General features: G+C 44.8%; 18 protein-coding genes. 15 read left to right on the top strand and 3 right to left on the bottom strand.

The features are described 5' to 3' along the window. Position 1 precedes the first annotated feature (1 nt). The 3 genes from PAEVO_RS10480 to PAEVO_RS10470 all read left to right on the top strand — a co-directional run bounded on the left by PAEVO_RS10480 (position 2) and on the right by PAEVO_RS10470 (position 1,623). The gene (locus PAEVO_RS10480) at positions 2-217 is read left to right on the top strand and encodes a helix-turn-helix domain-containing protein (RefSeq protein ID WP_100537480.1); all 216 of its coding nucleotides are present in this window, start codon (positions 2-4) and stop codon (positions 215-217) included. Between the two features lie 192 nt (positions 218-409). Then, positions 410-1,033 carry a hypothetical protein gene (locus PAEVO_RS10475; protein ID WP_100537479.1) on the top strand — a complete coding sequence of 208 codons (624 nt, stop codon included), beginning with the start codon at positions 410-412 and terminating at the stop codon, positions 1,031-1,033. A gap of 32 nt (positions 1,034-1,065) precedes the next feature. Then, positions 1,066-1,623, top strand: coding sequence for a hypothetical protein (locus tag PAEVO_RS10470; RefSeq protein WP_100537478.1), 558 nt, complete (start codon positions 1,066-1,068; stop codon positions 1,621-1,623). 118 nt (positions 1,624-1,741) lie between these two features. Here the strand turns inward: PAEVO_RS10470 and PAEVO_RS10465 are convergent, their stop codons facing one another. Continuing rightward, on the bottom strand, positions 1,742-2,614 hold the full coding sequence (locus tag PAEVO_RS10465) for a hypothetical protein (protein WP_100537477.1): 873 nt from the start codon (positions 2,612-2,614) through the stop codon (positions 1,742-1,744). Positions 2,615-2,928: 314 nt separating this feature from the next. On the opposite strand from PAEVO_RS10465, the gene PAEVO_RS34280 reads away from it, so the two are divergent. Further along, on the top strand, positions 2,929-3,033 hold the full coding sequence (locus PAEVO_RS34280; RefSeq protein ID WP_015735743.1) for a DUF6254 family protein: 105 nt from the start codon (positions 2,929-2,931) through the stop codon (positions 3,031-3,033). Positions 3,034-3,210: 177 nt separating this feature from the next. On the opposite strand, the gene PAEVO_RS10460 is transcribed toward PAEVO_RS34280, so the two are convergent. Next, entirely contained in the window at positions 3,211-3,849 is a 639-nt protein-coding gene (locus tag PAEVO_RS10460; protein ID WP_100537476.1) for an NADPH-dependent F420 reductase, read from the bottom strand. Positions 3,850-3,980: 131 nt separating this feature from the next. Between PAEVO_RS10460 and PAEVO_RS10455 the strand changes: the two genes are divergently transcribed. The 11 genes from PAEVO_RS10455 to PAEVO_RS10405 all read left to right on the top strand — a co-directional run bounded on the left by PAEVO_RS10455 (position 3,981) and on the right by PAEVO_RS10405 (position 14,368). Next, on the top strand, positions 3,981-4,307 hold the full coding sequence (locus PAEVO_RS10455; RefSeq protein ID WP_100537475.1) for a winged helix-turn-helix transcriptional regulator: 327 nt from the start codon (positions 3,981-3,983) through the stop codon (positions 4,305-4,307). Positions 4,308-4,614: 307 nt separating this feature from the next. After that, positions 4,615-5,088 (top strand): MerR family transcriptional regulator, encoded by a 474-nt coding sequence (locus PAEVO_RS10450; RefSeq protein WP_100537474.1) that lies wholly within the window; start codon positions 4,615-4,617, stop codon positions 5,086-5,088. Next, entirely contained in the window at positions 5,072-5,518 is a 447-nt protein-coding gene (locus tag PAEVO_RS10445; RefSeq protein ID WP_207797468.1) for a hypothetical protein, read from the top strand. Before PAEVO_RS10450 ends, PAEVO_RS10445 begins: the two co-directional genes overlap by 17 nt. A 363-nt stretch (positions 5,519-5,881) precedes the next feature. Then, positions 5,882-6,517, top strand: a complete 636-nt coding sequence (locus PAEVO_RS10440) for a glycoside hydrolase family 11 protein (protein WP_100537473.1) — start codon at positions 5,882-5,884, stop codon at positions 6,515-6,517. A gap of 284 nt (positions 6,518-6,801) precedes the next feature. Then, a complete protein-coding gene (locus PAEVO_RS10435) occupies positions 6,802-7,644 on the top strand; it encodes a formylglycine-generating enzyme family protein (RefSeq protein ID WP_100537472.1) in 843 nt (280 codons plus the stop codon). A gap of 404 nt (positions 7,645-8,048) precedes the next feature. Next, positions 8,049-8,939 (top strand): class I SAM-dependent methyltransferase, encoded by an 891-nt coding sequence (locus PAEVO_RS10430; protein ID WP_100539409.1) that lies wholly within the window; start codon positions 8,049-8,051, stop codon positions 8,937-8,939. A 235-nt stretch (positions 8,940-9,174) separates the two neighbouring features. Next, positions 9,175-10,719, top strand: a complete 1,545-nt coding sequence (locus PAEVO_RS10425; protein WP_207797467.1) for a right-handed parallel beta-helix repeat-containing protein — start codon at positions 9,175-9,177, stop codon at positions 10,717-10,719. Positions 10,720-11,086: 367 nt separating this feature from the next. Further along, a complete protein-coding gene (locus tag PAEVO_RS10420; RefSeq protein WP_100537471.1) occupies positions 11,087-11,512 on the top strand; it encodes a disulfide oxidoreductase in 426 nt (141 codons plus the stop codon). A 176-nt stretch (positions 11,513-11,688) separates the two neighbouring features. Further along, complete coding sequence (locus PAEVO_RS10415; protein WP_165789650.1) at positions 11,689-12,243, top strand: DNA-3-methyladenine glycosylase family protein; 555 nt, start codon at positions 11,689-11,691, stop codon at positions 12,241-12,243. Between the two features lie 441 nt (positions 12,244-12,684). Beyond that, positions 12,685-13,323: a flavin reductase family protein gene (locus PAEVO_RS10410; protein WP_100537469.1), complete on the top strand. Its 639-nt coding sequence runs from the start codon at positions 12,685-12,687 to the stop codon at positions 13,321-13,323. Between the two features lie 358 nt (positions 13,324-13,681). Further along, complete coding sequence (locus tag PAEVO_RS10405) at positions 13,682-14,368, top strand: sulfite exporter TauE/SafE family protein (RefSeq protein WP_100539407.1); 687 nt, start codon at positions 13,682-13,684, stop codon at positions 14,366-14,368. Between the two features lie 10 nt (positions 14,369-14,378). Here the strand turns inward: PAEVO_RS10405 and PAEVO_RS10400 are convergent, their stop codons facing one another. Next, on the bottom strand, positions 14,379-14,786 hold the full coding sequence (locus PAEVO_RS10400) for a FixH family protein (protein ID WP_100539406.1): 408 nt from the start codon (positions 14,784-14,786) through the stop codon (positions 14,379-14,381). Positions 14,787-14,842: the final 56 nt, after the last annotated feature.

Raw genomic sequence — 14,842 nt, 5'->3', positions numbered from 1 at the left:
GATGGCGATTATAATCAATATTGATGTCATGCTGGCTAAACGAAAAATGAGCGTAACCGAACTTTCGGAGAGGGTTGGAATAACCATGGCGAACCTTTCTATATTGAAAAATGGAAAGGCCAAGGCCATTAGGCTTTCAACTTTAGAAGCCATTTGCAAAGCGCTGGAATGCCAACCTGGAGATATTTTAGAATACCAAGATGAAGAGAACACGTAAGGATCATCATAAAGCAGGGATCTAAAAAAAGTCGCCATTTTGGCGATTTTTTTTGCGATTCATAGCGGATAGGATGGAGGTCTGATGAGAAACAAAGCTGGCAGGCCGTTTAGTTTGCTAAGCAGGCCAGGATCACGATTCCTAATATGTGGTAGAATGGTTGTCGAGAACAATTGAAGAGGAGCTGGATACTTGATTCGGGGAGTCATAATCGAAGGGTTGTCAACTGCTGGAAAAACATCATTGTTTTCTGCAATCAAGGAAATACACAGTCAAGCGTCCAATGTTGAAAAATCGATAATTGCAATAAGTGAACACTATTCACAAGTTTTGCATTCATACCAAGGCGTCTTGAGATCAATGGATAAAGATGAACATATTCAACTATTAATTCGTCATGTTGATTATCTTGAGCTTCAATACAGTTGGATTGATTCACTTGGCCATACGAAACCCTCAAACGGTATATTTTATCTTTTGGAGAGATTCCATTTAAATCATCGAGCGGCATTTTCAAATTCTTCGAACATTGAGGTATTAGAAAAACGATTATTTAGACTGAATGCACAATGTGTGCTTTTAACTCTGTCTGAAGATGCAGTGGAGCCAAGGTTTATTGAAAGTCGTAGCAACGCGTGGAAATCATATGTGATGGAAAATCACTCCACGGTAACGGAGGCATGTCATAAGTTCTTAGAGGACCAGGATCAACTTCGCATGTGTGCGAAACAATCACTAATTCCCACTTTGGAGATCAACACAGATGAAGCAGACTGGAATTCTTATGCAAGACAAATACTCAAGGGATTATACTAACAGCTCGTCATATAATGAAGGGGGCGAATATGATGATTCTTTTAAGAGGTATATTGATTGTACTATTCGTATCTTTAATCGGGTGTCAGCAAAATACAACGCAAACAGAAAACCTCACTACTGATTCAGGTCTAGATGGTTTTGTGGAGCCGGAACCTTCGGATTGGGTGAAATACATAACGCCAGTCAGAGAGTACATGTATTATAGAACACAAGCCGTGCTTAACAAGGATATTCATATTCTGTGGGATCATTACCCAGATCTAAAAGAGAATATGGACCACAAACAAGGAGTCAATGTTGAGAAGAATGAGGTTGAATCCTTAAATCAACATGTTCATTTGTTGGATGCTAATTATAATATTGAAGGTTATGAACGAATGAAAGTGAAAACGATAAACGATAATGAAGTGGAAGTTCTTATCCATGCAAGTATGATTTATTTGAGAGATGATTTTGATGAGTCCGGAGGAGAATATTTAGTAAAGGTCTTCTTAGAACGTAAGAACAATCATTGGACCGTCGTAAAAACTGACGAATATACTTTACCAGAATACAAAGAATGGACGAAGGAAAAGGAACAGATATAATCCCTTGTTAAGCAAACTAAGCTAATGGAAACCATAACTGAAGAATAAGTTGAAGGCAGCCGGGGCAGTATGATGGGCTGCCTTTATTTTAGGTGTGTAGATCGCAAAAAGCAGTTACTTAAACCCACTCGCCGAAGATTGTTCGAGCCTTATTCCAATCCACGCCTAGACTGCCTTGCCAGCCAGCCCAAGGCATCTCCATGTCGGAACGGCCCTTGGTGTTGTCCAGACTGAACTCGGCGTTGATGATCGACTCCATGTTCGTCCAGCGATCGGGGGCAAGCTCCAGGACGCGGTTGGGGATCACGCCGACCATAGCTAACGCCTGGAGCATACCACGGCGTATGCCGCTATGCCCTTTGATGATTTTCTCGGACGTGAGCCGTTTCTCATATTTTCCTGGTGTTTCGCCCGCTTCCGCCCGGTCCAGACTATGCAGCAGGTGGCTGAAGGCCTGCTTGTCTTCTTCCGTTGGTTGAATAGCGTCTACCTCCAGCAGATTGACGAACTCGGTCATGTCTACATACGTGCCGAAGCTTGATCCGCTGTAATTATTCCCCAGATGCATCGCATAACGGATGTAGGACAGGTTGTCCCAGCCTTCGTCACGATGGCTGAATGCGCACACCCTGCAGGCAAGAACTCGCTCAGATACCTCATACGCATGCGCTCGAGCGTGTATCATGGAATGGTAACTGGCCAGCGAGGATATGGCTCGCGGGTAACTCCCGCCAACCCCGGCGACAAAGGCGCTGCCAACGCTGCTCCAGGAAAGGATGGGGTTTGTCTGGAGCTCGATCAGCTTGTGGATGATCTCGTCATGACGGATGTACTGCAGATCGTTTGGGACCCACCCGCTGGCGTGGAGCAGCTCCTGCTCGGCCGGAGCAAGTGTATCCGTCTTATAGATGGAAACCTCGCGTTCCGGGTCATAGTTATTATTCGAGTGGTGGTACAGCTTTTTCAAAACGCGTATCAGCTTGTTATTCATGGATAACTCCTTTCAATCGAGCCGGGAATACACCCACTCATCTGACAACCTTGGGTTGCCATATTCCATTATAATAGTAACGGGAAACGTACTATATTTCTATTCTTGTAAGTCGCTTGTGGATCAGCCTCAAAAGTACATTAAAATATAGCAGGGGACTGGATCGGACGTTACTCCAAGCTGACCAGCATTCATCATCACTAGAAGCGCTTTGGTCTGCGTCCACGAGGATGAATTTCATGAATGAACAGAGCCGAGGAATGACAATATAAGAAAGTGGTATACATTTCATTTTCCAAAGGAGGATTTCTGTCATGGCTCACCAGAAGAGAAGGAAAGAAGCTGCCTGGAAGTCACGAAAGCAAGAACAGCATCCCCATGGTAAAATCAAATCGCTCAAGGAATTGTCCAGCGAATAGAATGAAGCGTATACTACTTGGAAGCGAAAGACTGTCGGTGTAAAATACCGGCAGTCTTCTTTCTTGTAGAAATCATTAGATATTGTGATTTACTTTCTACTTGCCCACAAAATATCTCTAAGCTTCTTGGCCGTTCGCCAATTAATTTGAGCATACATAATCAATGAAGGGTAATACTCATTGTCTTAATAAGGCAAAGGATGATCCTGGCGATTGCAATTGAATTTCACTAATCACGCATGCAAGCATAATGGATTCTTGTAGAGAGCTTTGCCGAATATCACCTAAATCAACGATCGTTGACCAGCCGAGATCGTGAAGAAGTACCTTGACCTGATCTTTGGAAGGTGCATGGTTTCCGGATACGAACATGATCGGTGAACCTTCTTTATATTGGGGATGACTCATGACTTTATCGCTAACTGTATTCAGTGTCTTAACAACATGACTCTCTGGTAAAATGGATTGGATGACTTCTCCTGCTGAAGTATTTGTAAGGAGCAAGCGCGGGCCATTGTCAAAATGGACGGCATTGCTTACATCAATAACCGTTTTGCTTTTTAGATACACAGGATCGATGGTTTCAATCACTTCTATCATACTGGACCAAGGGAGAGCCGCAATAATAACCTCGCCAAATTGAGCTGCTTCAGCAAATGATGCAATATCCCCCGCATCACCTACCTCGTGTTTCCAAAGATTGCGTTTCTCGCTATGAGGTGTTCGACTACTGATGAGAATTTGATGACCTGATTTCGCAAGTCCTTTTCCTAATGATTGACCTACATTTCCCGCTCCGAGGACTCCAATTCGCATGGATATCAACTCCTTTTTAAGTGTGATTGTATTCTCTTTTAAATATCGATAACAATTAGGCACTTTTTTGTATCCAAGCTTTAGCTTAAAGAACCATGATACACTATGGATAAAAATGGAGGGGGAAACGAATGCCTGTACAACGAAATGAATGTCCGGTTGAAATCGTAATTTCCATGTTAAGCGGGAGATGGAAAATTCCAATCTATAGATATTTGTTTAAAAGCTCAATACCCGTTCGGTATAGCGAATTGCAACGGCATTTACCAGCCATTTCGAAGAAAATATTGACTGAGCAGCTTCGAGAGCTTGAGCGAGATGGAATCATCGATAGAAAATCGTATCCGGAGCCTCGGCCTAGAGTCGAATATACGCTGACACCGAAGGGACGAACCATGATTGAATTTCTAGATACGATGAGCGAGTGGGGGAAAAAGCACATCCTATCCGAAATGTGAGATACAGGCGCAAAAAAAGACAGCAACATGGCCTCGAGCTTGATTGAAGCTATCAAGCGCTCGCCAATAAAGGGACGCAATGGTTTAAACTGCTGAACAAAGAAGAGAGTCCGATCGAGATAGATCGGACTCTCTTCTCTATATAACATTAGAGTCACTTAGAAGGATTTTATTTTTCAGAAGAGCAAGTGAATGGATGAGCGAGGATCCGTTTCAGTCGAAATGGGCTGACAAATGAAATGTGTCGAAAGATAAATATAGAAAAACATCTTGACATTGGAGCTTACTCCAATGTTACTTTGAATTCATGGAAAAACTTTATTCTATACAAGAGGTTTCGCAGTTACTTGGGATTCCAAAGGATACGCTTCGGTATTATGACCGGATTGGAATCGTATCGCCGTCCCGTGAAGACAATCGGTACCGCAGGTATTCGAAGAACGATCTCATCGATTTGATGAATATTCAAATCATGCAGTATGCAGACTTCACTCTTGACGAAATCAAGGGAACGTTTGGATTCCACAGAATGGAGAATGTAGACCCTGCTTATTGCCGTGAGGTTGCTTCGTTCCTCGATGCCAAGAATGCAGAAACGCGTAGGAAAATGGCCCATCTGGAAAAGGTCAGTCAATTGCTCGACGTAGCAGCCGAAACGCTAAGGGACTTTAATCAAGAAAGCGACCAACGGCTGGCAGAAATCGTTCGTGAGCTTTACCGGTCTATTCGCAAGAAGGAACCAGGAATATCCGAGGAGGGATGTCATGGGCATCAAGGTTAGGAATTTTTATTTTCTGATCGCTGGCATTCTGGCGATACTGTTTGCCTTTACGCACGCATGGAACGGGCAAACCGCTGTACTGCCGACGCTTGATGTGAGTGCGATCACGTTGGACAACCGAATAGTATTCATGTATGTCTGGCATATCATCACGGCGGAAAATCTGGTCTTCGGCATCGTGTTCATTTTCATGTCATTCCAAAGCGAGCGATCGAAGATCCGGTATGCCGCATGGACCATCGTGTCTCTTCTAATCATCCGGTTGATGGTTATTATTGGCATAACAGCATTACAAGACGTATCGGCACTCACGGATACGCTAATCGACTCGATTGCGATCATAATCTATGTCACCTTCATCATTATGGGCATTAGAAGGAAACCAAAGGGGTTCGGAGGTCAGACGCCGCAATCCGGTCAAGTGGAGTGAAGGGTACCAAAGCCGGGAGAAAGCTTCGCTGGCAGCTATGAGCCGTGGATGGAAAAGACCGTGATAATCCATTGAAAAGACGATACTTTCCCGGGTGGTCCAGTGAAAAGGATAAAGAGATAACTATGTTGAAGAGAAAGACTGTCGGCGAAATTCCCGGCAGTCTTCTTTATTGTAATAATCTGTTCATCTTGGCTAATCATTTTCGTCCTATTCCATGTTCGGTTATTAGTTCCTAAAATTGTAAAATAATCTAGATATCATGTTTAATTTGCTAAGTGTTATGTAATCGCTACCATCCTATAATTTACTTAGAAAGGAGGTAAAAGGAAAAAATAATTCAACAATATGAGGAGGTAGATTATGTTTAAGTTCAGTAGGAAAATGATGACGGTTATTCTTGCAGCTACCATGAGTTTTGGTTTGTTTGCAACAACTTCAAGTGCAGCAACCGACTATTGGCAAAATTGGACCGATGGCGGCGGAACGGTTAATGCTGTAAACGGCTCCGGCGGTAATTACAGCGTGACATGGCAAAATACCGGGAATTTCGTCGTCGGCAAAGGCTGGAATACCGGATCGCCTAACCGAACAATTAACTACAATGCCGGCGTCTGGGCGCCTTCCGGCAATGGGTATTTGACTCTCTACGGATGGACGAGAAACGCACTCATTGAATATTACGTCGTGGATAGCTGGGGTACTTATCGGCCTACAGGAACATATAAAGGGACGGTGACAAGTGATGGGGGCACATATGATATCTATACGACCATGCGATACAACGCGCCTTCCATTGACGGAACTCAAACGTTTGCCCAGTACTGGAGTGTTCGACAATCGAAAAGAGCGACCGGGGTAAACTCCTCCATTACGTTCAGCAACCACGTGAACGCATGGGCTAGCAAGGGAATGAATCTGGGAAGCAGCTGGTCATATCAGGTGTTAGCTACAGAGGGTTATCAAAGTAGCGGAAGCTCTAACGTAACAGTGTGGTAACCAATCGCCATCAGTAAACTCAACCAAGGGGCACGGTGGGGAACGTCTTTCACGATAAGCCCGGTTCGAGCGACTGAAATGGTTTAAACGAATCCAGCGAGTTGGAATCAGCAAGCCTTGACAGGGAAACAGTCGGATGGACCGTTCCCCTCTGTTCTCCGCGTTAGTCCGGATACGTTGCGGGCCGTTATTCGCCAGACGAACGGCCTTCGACGTAAAGGGGAGGCGGGTTAAATGCCGTTATGGCCTATCATTTTCCCTATCAGCTTAAAGGAGATATACCAATGAGGAAGCTATGCATGTTCTTTTTAATAGCAACAATGGTGGTGATCGGCGCTTGTTCGCAAGATAAGCCTGAGAAGAAAGATGATTTTGTATTTGTGGAAGGCGGGACCTTTAAGAACAATCAGTCTAACTACGCTGAAATAAATGCAACCGTATCAAACTTCTACATCGGCAAATATGAGGTCACTCAAAAAGAGTGGGTGGAAGTCATGGGCAGGAATCCCTCTGCATTCAAAGGCGACCATTTGCCGGTGGAAATGGTGAGTTGGTATGACGTTGTGGAGTACTGTAATCAAAGAAGCATTCAAGAGGGCTTAAAACCGTATTACAACATAGACAAGGGCAAAAAAGATCCGAAGAATAGAAATGATAACGATCAGATCAAATGGACCGTTACGATCAATGAGGGAGCTAACGGTTACCGATTGCCTACAGAAGCGGAATGGGAATATGCTGCAGGCGGAGGTCAGAACAGCAAGGGTTACATCTACAGCGGAAGTAATAATGCCGACGAGGTTGCATGGTATTGGAAAAACGCCGGGGACAAATACCTATCTGGGGATTGGAACTGGCCTATCATAGAGAGCAATCATAATAAAACAAAATCGATCGGTACCCAGAAACCCAACGAGTTGGGAATTTACGATATGTCTGGCAACGTAAGAGAGTGGTGCTGGGACTGGCATGGCGACATAGATAGTCAAAGCGGTTCTTTCCGAGTAGTAAAGGGCGGCGGTTGGATCGGCGACGTTAGCAACAACGAGATATCCTTCCGAGGCAAGTTCGATCCCAATGGCTTTGGCCCCGATCAAGGTTTTCGTGTCGTTCGCGGAGAAATATGACATTTAATAGTCATATTTCTTTTTTTATTTTTATGCTTTGGATGAAATTCATAACAAACAATAGAGAGAATAAAATGTACGGTCAATGGCATGATCAGGGACGCCTACTAGATTACGAAGATGCGAAAGATGGATTGGAGTTAAATGGTTTGTGATCGTGTGGGAGTGAGGTACTAAATAAATGGAGGCGGAAATCATTGCAAACGAGGGCTGAATCATTTAATATGGATATCATATATCCATAAATAAGAGCGATCTTAAGAAGGAAGGAGAGAAAACATGCTTTAATTATGGATAATATAGATCCATTAAAGTCTTTTAAATCACCAATACTGGCGATTATGGCGGCTCGGCGGGCTTCTCGCCCGCAACCAGAAACTATAGCGGAAAGCGAGATGAAGGTTATGAACGATTTTTTTAATGAAGCGATTTGGGAAAAGGCTTGGAAAGAACATGGCGATAGCGTTGTGGACAAGATGAAAAAGGCCGGAATCAAACCGACCCGCGCCTTTGATCATAAGGCGAAGACTTTCAACGAGCAATCGTTTAATGAAGAGGGAAGAAAACGGACCACACGAATCATGAATTGGCTTGAAGGACAAGGGGTTCGATTCGACAACGCCTCTGTGCTGGATATTGGCGCCGCTTCGGGCGTATTTTCGGTGCCGTTTGCAGAGCGGGGGGCCCGCGTAACGGCCGTAGAATCCTCTCCACCGTTGATCGAACTGCTGAAGGAAAACATCGGAACATTCGCCGATGACCAGGTGAAGATTGTGCCTGAACCTTTTGAAGATATTGACGTGGCGGCCAGAGACTGGAGCAATGCCTTCGATCTTGTCTTTGTCTCAATGTGTCCCGTCATTCTAGATTGGGATAGCGTCGAGAAGGTACTACAATGCGCAAGGGATTATTGTTATATCAGTATGCCGGCAGGTTCCACGGAGCTCAGTTTGGTAAATGAAATCTGGCCGCTTATCACCGGTCAGCCCTTCAAATCGAAACACATGGAATTCGGATATTTGCTTCATTTGCTGTATCTCAAAGGCTATTCCTATGAGTCCCTTATAACACGGGAAACGAAAACGACGGAAGTCTCAAGAGAAGCGGCGTTACAGGAAATGATGAACTGGCTTCGCAGTCACGGTCTTCCTGCAGATGATCAGAATCGGAAGTTAATTGCAGACTATTTAGAGCAAGCGTACCCGTCCGGTAAAGTAATCATCCGGCAGAGTGGTCGTTATGGTAAAGTACTGGTTCGATTGCAGGATCAAAGCATGTACACAAGAAAAATTTGAATCAGGAATATTGCCGAAATATATCTTGAAGCAGCACACCGGCTCTAATTGAAGGAACAGAATGATAACTGTCTTCATGAATAGAAAAGAGATCTCAAAGGGATGACAATATGCATGTCTGGATATCGAGCAAGAGGTGCCTTTATTAATAGAGAAAAGTCAATTCCAAATTCGTCGTGACTTCAATGATGACCTCACTGTAATATAAATATGTACAGATAGGAGATGAGAAACGGTGTTGAAATTAGTAAAGGCTTTGCTGGTGGGATTGAGCATGATTGTATTTGGTGTAGATTCTGGAAATGTGCAATCTTCCGTCGTATCGGCAGCCGGTGCTGAATATTATGTGGCCACCGACGGGAGTGATTCCAATCCGGGGACGATCCGTGCGCCATGGAAGACGCTGCAGCATGCGGCTGACAAAGCTGATCCGGGCAGCATGATTTACGTTCGGGACGGCGTATACAATCAGAAGCTCAAGATAACACGCTCCGGTACAGCATCACAAGGTCCCATTACTTTCACGAGCTATGGTTCGGAGAAACCCATCATGGATGGTACAGGACTTTCAGTCAACGGGATTGAAGGGCTTATTGAGATAACCGATGTTAGTTACATTACCATTCAAAGCTTGGAGATTCGCAACTATGCCACTTCTTCCAGAAACGCGGTGCCAGTTGGGATCTATGTTCAAGGTTCAGGCGGCTTTATTAATCTGAGCAACAACAAGATCCATGATATCCAGAGTACGGCCACGCCAGCCGGCAGTGATTTGCTTGGAAGAGATGCTCATGGTATCGCCGTATACGGCACCAAAGCTCCGGAATCGCTTCACGACATTACGATTCACGGTAATGAGCTGTACAATCTTGTCCTGGGTTCCAGTGAAACACTGGTACTGAATGGTAATGTAGATACCTTTGCGGTGACGGACAATCTCATTCACGATAACGACAACATCGGGGTGGATATTATCGGTTTCGAGGGGACTGCTCCGGAAGAAGCTTACGACCAGGCACGTCATGGCTTGGTGAAAGGTAATCGGATATACAATATTTCTTCCAACCACAATCCTTCTTATGGGAAAAGACTTCCGAATAACAGTAATGCAGCCGGTGGTATTTATGTTGATGGCGGCAAAGACAGCATCATTGAACAGAACTACAGCTACAATAATGACATCGGCATTGAAATTGCCTCGGAGCATGCGGGTAAATCCACCAGTCATATTACGATCCGAAGTAACATGGTGCACAATAACCGGTTGACGGGCATCGCCATGGGCGGATACGACGACGAGCGGGGGTCAACGGTGAATTGCAAGGTAGTGAACAACACCATTTACAATAACGATATGATAGGCGAGGGTAGCGGCCAGCTCTATGTCCAGTATGATACGCGTAATAACGTGGTCAAGAACAATATCTTTGTGGCTAGTTCCACGGGCGTTCTGATCTACAATGAATATACAAAAAATTCAGGAAACGTCGTGGATTACAATCTATATTTTTCTCCAGGTGGTAGTGCAGATGCATTTTGGACATGGAAGAGCAAAGACTATACTGGCTTTTCCGCATACAAAGCGGGATCCGGCAACGATGCGCATTCTTTGTTCATGGATCCTAAATTCGTAAATGCTCCCGGAGGCGACTTTCATCTTCAGTCTTCGTCCCCAGCGATAGATGCTGGTTCGACGGATAACGCGATCATCGGGACGCAGGACATTGACGGGAAGCCAAGAGTGCAAGGGGCCGATGTAAACATCGGGGCAGATGAGTAAAAGCAACCCTTTTTTAGAAACGGGTAAAAAATAAAGCCGAAATATTAAAAGAGCCTCATAAGAAGCTGGATCGGCAGCAATCGGAACGTCCTTATTTTGGAGTACTTGGTATATATATTTTGAGCTGCAGCTTCGAACGCATTCATCAAAGAGTCGCCATTTTTGGCGGCTTTTTTGATATCAGGGAACTGACCCTGCCTAGGTGTTTGTATTGTAACGAGGGATATTGGATATCGACTTATCCAACATATAGCCCGAAGGAGCCATTTTCATATATAGACAATTAAGAGAAAATGAGAAAATCATGTAATAATACCGGTATCGTATGGTGGCTAGAGCAACAAATAGAAGGGAGGTTATTTGAAAGATGAATAAAACGGGAGTTTGGTTGTTTTTTGCATGGACTGTATCCGCTGTGGCAACAAGCGGAAGTTTGTTTCTTAGTGAAGTATGGCATTTTACGCCATGTGTCTTATGTTGGTATCAAAGGATCTTCATGTATCCATTAGTCATTGTCTTAGGAATCGCAGCATATCGGCAAAAGACGCACATCGTCCCATATATCCTCCCCCTAGTAATCATTGGCGGAGGCATATCCACATATCATAGTATCATTCAAAAACTCCCTAAAGATTCGGATATTGCCGCTTGCGGGCCAGTGTCCTGCTTGAATGACTACTTGAATTGGTTCGGCTGGTTGACCATTCCGATGCTGGCATTTGCCGCGTTCGTGCTCATCGCTGTGGCTCTATTGCTGGCGCTGCGCTCGCAGAAACAACAAACAAACCAGTGATGTAGCTGCAACTTATATTTGAATCGAAAAAAGGCCGGACTGGTTAACAGCCGGGCTTTTTTACTTTGTATAATAGCTATGCCGAATAGCTATGACGGTTTTGCCGTAATGGGTTATTGGGTCGCCAACTTGAGTATTACAAAATTTGGATATAGGTTATAATAGCCCGAGTACCTGTGCAGCCTGATGGTTTTACCTACCTGGCGAGAACGTTAATCGGCCAACAGCTTTCGGTCAAAGCCGCCGGAACGATTTTCCAGAGGATAGAACGTCTATGCGGGGGGATTACGCCCGATTCCTTCCTGTCTGTAGCAGAGGAGAGCTTACGGTCAGCGGGATTATCCAAGAACAAGCTAGGCTATATCCGGAACGCTGCTGAACAAACAAAAGAGGGAGTGCTTAATTTTCAAGCGTTTGCCAATATGGAAGACGAGGAAGTTGTTCGCTTGTTGACATCGGTAAAGGGTATTGGCCGGTGGACAGCGGAGATGTTCCTCATTTTCTACTTGGGAAGACAGGATGTTATATCTTTTGGCGATCGTGGACTTAACCGTGCTGCTGAATGGCTTTATGCAACAGAGAATAGCAGCGGTTCTTCTCCATTACTTTTTAAACATTTAGATTGGAAGCCTTACAATACGCTTGTTTCCTTATACCTATGGGAAGCCATTAATGTCGGCTTGGTTCAAGCTGGACCGTCTATAACTCAATTTGAAGAAAATAATGCATAGCTTAACGGGAATGGTCTGTCCATGTGGCTCCATGAGATTATAAGTGATCCCAACCTTTCTCCAACCATACAGGAGTTGGTTTTTTCTTTATGATTGCTTATTTGGACTTATAGGCGATGCATATCCGATTATTCTAGACGCAGACAATCCCATGTCTGTGTTTTTTTATTATTTCTGCAAGGGGAGGATGGCATTGACAAAACAAAATCGTATTTAGTTCATTACAGGGGCAAGCAAGGGACTGGCATATGCCTTCGCCCGTGCTGCTTCTTACTAAATGATCTGTAACAGCCGGCCTAAGGTTCGGCTGTTTTTTCCATCAACAATGAATGGTAATGATCAAATTTTTTATATCTTGCGGACTTATTCCATATCCCTATGCTTCAACAAGGAGCTTATGATACATTACTTAAAAATCATGATGAGGAGATGGAATCCGTTATGCACAAAGTAATCAATCCGAAAATCCATTACTTCGGGACTTCGGTCGTGTTGATCAGTACCATCAACGAAGACGGCACCCCCAATTTGGCTCCGATGTCCTCCGCCTGGTGGCTCAATCAATCATGTATGCTTGGTATGAGCAGCGGGTCCCAGACTGTTCAAAATATGATTCGTGAAGGCGAGTGTGTGCTTAATCTCCCGTCGATTGACTTGATTCCCGCAGTTGATCGTCTGACCCTGTTAACTGGTCGCAACCCAGTCCCAGAGTCGAAAGCATCGAGGGGATATAAGTTCGAGGCGAATAAATTTGGTGTCGCAGGGCTAACTCAAGTTCAGTCCCATGTTGTTCAAGCGCCGCGTGTGAAAGAATGTCCCGTCCATCTGGAAGCCAGGTTGGTAAAGCTCCATCCTTTTGAAGAACCAAGTTCGCTTGTAGCCATCGAAGTGCGCATTGAAAAAGTTCATATCGAAGATGAACTTCTTATGGACCCCAAATCAAACTATATCGATCCTTCGAAATGGAATCCGATGATTATGAATTTTTGCGAATATTTTGGTCTAAGCGAGCAATTGTCCGCATCAAAATTAGCGCCGGTATTCGGACCTGGTTCAGTAGAAAATATGAATAAGAAATGAGTGGTGTGGAATATAAGAGTATGCCATGTGTATCTACCTTTGGTTTGAACTCAACAAGCATGCAAAATTAAAGCGACAGAATTCAACCTGCCGCTGGCCTCTATTCTTAATATTCGCGCACCTTCATACAATGAATGGATGCGTGATCCTATGAAGAACGGCATATAAGGTGCGCCGGGAAGGGGGATGGAATGCTTCGTCGAGAGAAATTACGTATGTGTGGGAAATCGGAAGTGGCTGGAGTAAGGCTTGGACAGAAGCTGAAGCAAAAAGCAGAAATTCGAATGGCAGCCAGCTCTTTACTGGATGCCGGTCATTCGCTTGGACCCCAGTTATCGGTACAACGGGTTTTAAGAAAATGGCCTTAACGGGGAGCGGATTACTGTTAGTAGCACTGACAGGCTTGATGGGGGCGCCGCATTGCCTGGTGATGTGCGGGGGGATCGTTTCTTCTCTGGCCCTTCGAACCAGCGTCTCCCCGCTTGCTTCTACGTTAGCCTACAACGCTGGGAGAGTGACAACGTACACGGTGATCGGAGGCTTTATGGGGATGGTTGGCTCCTTTCTGGATGTGGCTGGCAGCTTTGTAGGCTTCCAAGGAGCGGCCAGCATCATTGGCGGACTGCTCATACTGCTGTGGACCTTTCGCCGGTACACATTGCCCATTTATAACGCGCATCTGCCGAGACATTCTTTTTTTCACCTGAAATTGGAACGGCTTGGTCAGCGGCATGAGCTGTTTGCGACTTTTCTAACCGGCCTTCTGCTCGGTTTTCTTCCATGCGGTTTGACCTATGCGATGCATATGAATGCAGCGGCATCCGGTTCTGGTCTGCAAGGCCTCTTGATCATGCTGGTATTTGGACTTTCGACTTTTCCCATTCTGCTCCTAACGGCGCTGTCTGCCGGCAGTCTAACGAAAAAGTGGCGCAGAGGAATGCGCAAATTCGGCGGTTTTCTAGCCTTTTTAATGGGGATGCTGTCTATATTAAAGGGACTAAGCGCCAACGGATGGATTCCGGGTATTCACCCCTGGTTATGGTAAGTAAGCAGGACTAACGAACTTTGAACAACGTCCTTACCGTGACATGCTGATCCTCCCAACGAAGGACCGCTTCCGCCTGCCAAAGTCCTTGCATAACAGGTACAGCCGTTGCGGTATATACACCCGGCTTTGATTCGACAATGGCTGCGGGGAATACACCACAAAACATATCGGGCATAGTAAGGTTGAGTTCAATATCGGCGTTTCTAACAGGCTTCTCAGGTAGCTCCGTAATGATAACCTGAAAGGATGTCTCCTTCATGGGTTCTGCAACAGATTGAACGGATTCTATTTCCATACGAAGCTGCCCATCCGTATAAAGATCTTCTGCTTTGGAACGATCATGAACCTGTCGGTACAGAATCAGAACCACAATCATAAAGAGCAACAACAAAGCAATGCCCCATCTTGTCTTCATGATATCCCTTCTTTCGCCTGAAACCATGAGTATTCTCTCATAGGTATGTAAGAAAA

The organism is Paenibacillus sp. GM2FR, assembly GCF_002803325.1.
Classification (GTDB): Bacteria; Bacillota; Bacilli; order Paenibacillales; family Paenibacillaceae; genus Paenibacillus_AQ; species Paenibacillus_AQ lautus.
This window is presented reverse-complemented; position numbering and strand designations above follow the sequence as displayed.

What these genes read in the sequence shown, in the direction of transcription:
- PAEVO_RS10480 (WP_100537480.1), top strand. Translation starts at nt 2, where the DNA reads ATGGCGATTATAATCAATATTGATGTCATGCTGGCTAAACGAAAAATG.
- PAEVO_RS10470 (WP_100537478.1), top strand. Translation starts at nt 1,066, where the DNA reads ATGATTCTTTTAAGAGGTATATTGATTGTACTATTCGTATCTTTAATC.
- PAEVO_RS10465 (WP_100537477.1), bottom strand. Translation starts at nt 2,614, where the DNA reads ATGAATAACAAGCTGATACGCGTTTTGAAAAAGCTGTACCACCACTCG.
- PAEVO_RS34280 (WP_015735743.1), top strand. Translation starts at nt 2,929, where the DNA reads ATGGCTCACCAGAAGAGAAGGAAAGAAGCTGCCTGGAAGTCACGAAAG.
- PAEVO_RS10460 (WP_100537476.1), bottom strand. Translation starts at nt 3,849, where the DNA reads ATGCGAATTGGAGTCCTCGGAGCGGGAAATGTAGGTCAATCATTAGGA.
- PAEVO_RS10455 (WP_100537475.1), top strand. Translation starts at nt 3,981, where the DNA reads ATGCCTGTACAACGAAATGAATGTCCGGTTGAAATCGTAATTTCCATG.
- PAEVO_RS10450 (WP_100537474.1), top strand. Translation starts at nt 4,615, where the DNA reads ATGGAAAAACTTTATTCTATACAAGAGGTTTCGCAGTTACTTGGGATT.
- PAEVO_RS10445 (WP_207797468.1), top strand. Translation starts at nt 5,072, where the DNA reads ATGGGCATCAAGGTTAGGAATTTTTATTTTCTGATCGCTGGCATTCTG.
- PAEVO_RS10440 (WP_100537473.1), top strand. Translation starts at nt 5,882, where the DNA reads ATGTTTAAGTTCAGTAGGAAAATGATGACGGTTATTCTTGCAGCTACC.
- PAEVO_RS10435 (WP_100537472.1), top strand. Translation starts at nt 6,802, where the DNA reads ATGAGGAAGCTATGCATGTTCTTTTTAATAGCAACAATGGTGGTGATC.
- PAEVO_RS10430 (WP_100539409.1), top strand. Translation starts at nt 8,049, where the DNA reads ATGAACGATTTTTTTAATGAAGCGATTTGGGAAAAGGCTTGGAAAGAA.
- PAEVO_RS10420 (WP_100537471.1), top strand. Translation starts at nt 11,087, where the DNA reads ATGAATAAAACGGGAGTTTGGTTGTTTTTTGCATGGACTGTATCCGCT.
- PAEVO_RS10410 (WP_100537469.1), top strand. Translation starts at nt 12,685, where the DNA reads ATGCACAAAGTAATCAATCCGAAAATCCATTACTTCGGGACTTCGGTC.
- PAEVO_RS10405 (WP_100539407.1), top strand. Translation starts at nt 13,682, where the DNA reads ATGGCCTTAACGGGGAGCGGATTACTGTTAGTAGCACTGACAGGCTTG.
- PAEVO_RS10400 (WP_100539406.1), bottom strand. Translation starts at nt 14,786, where the DNA reads ATGAAGACAAGATGGGGCATTGCTTTGTTGTTGCTCTTTATGATTGTG.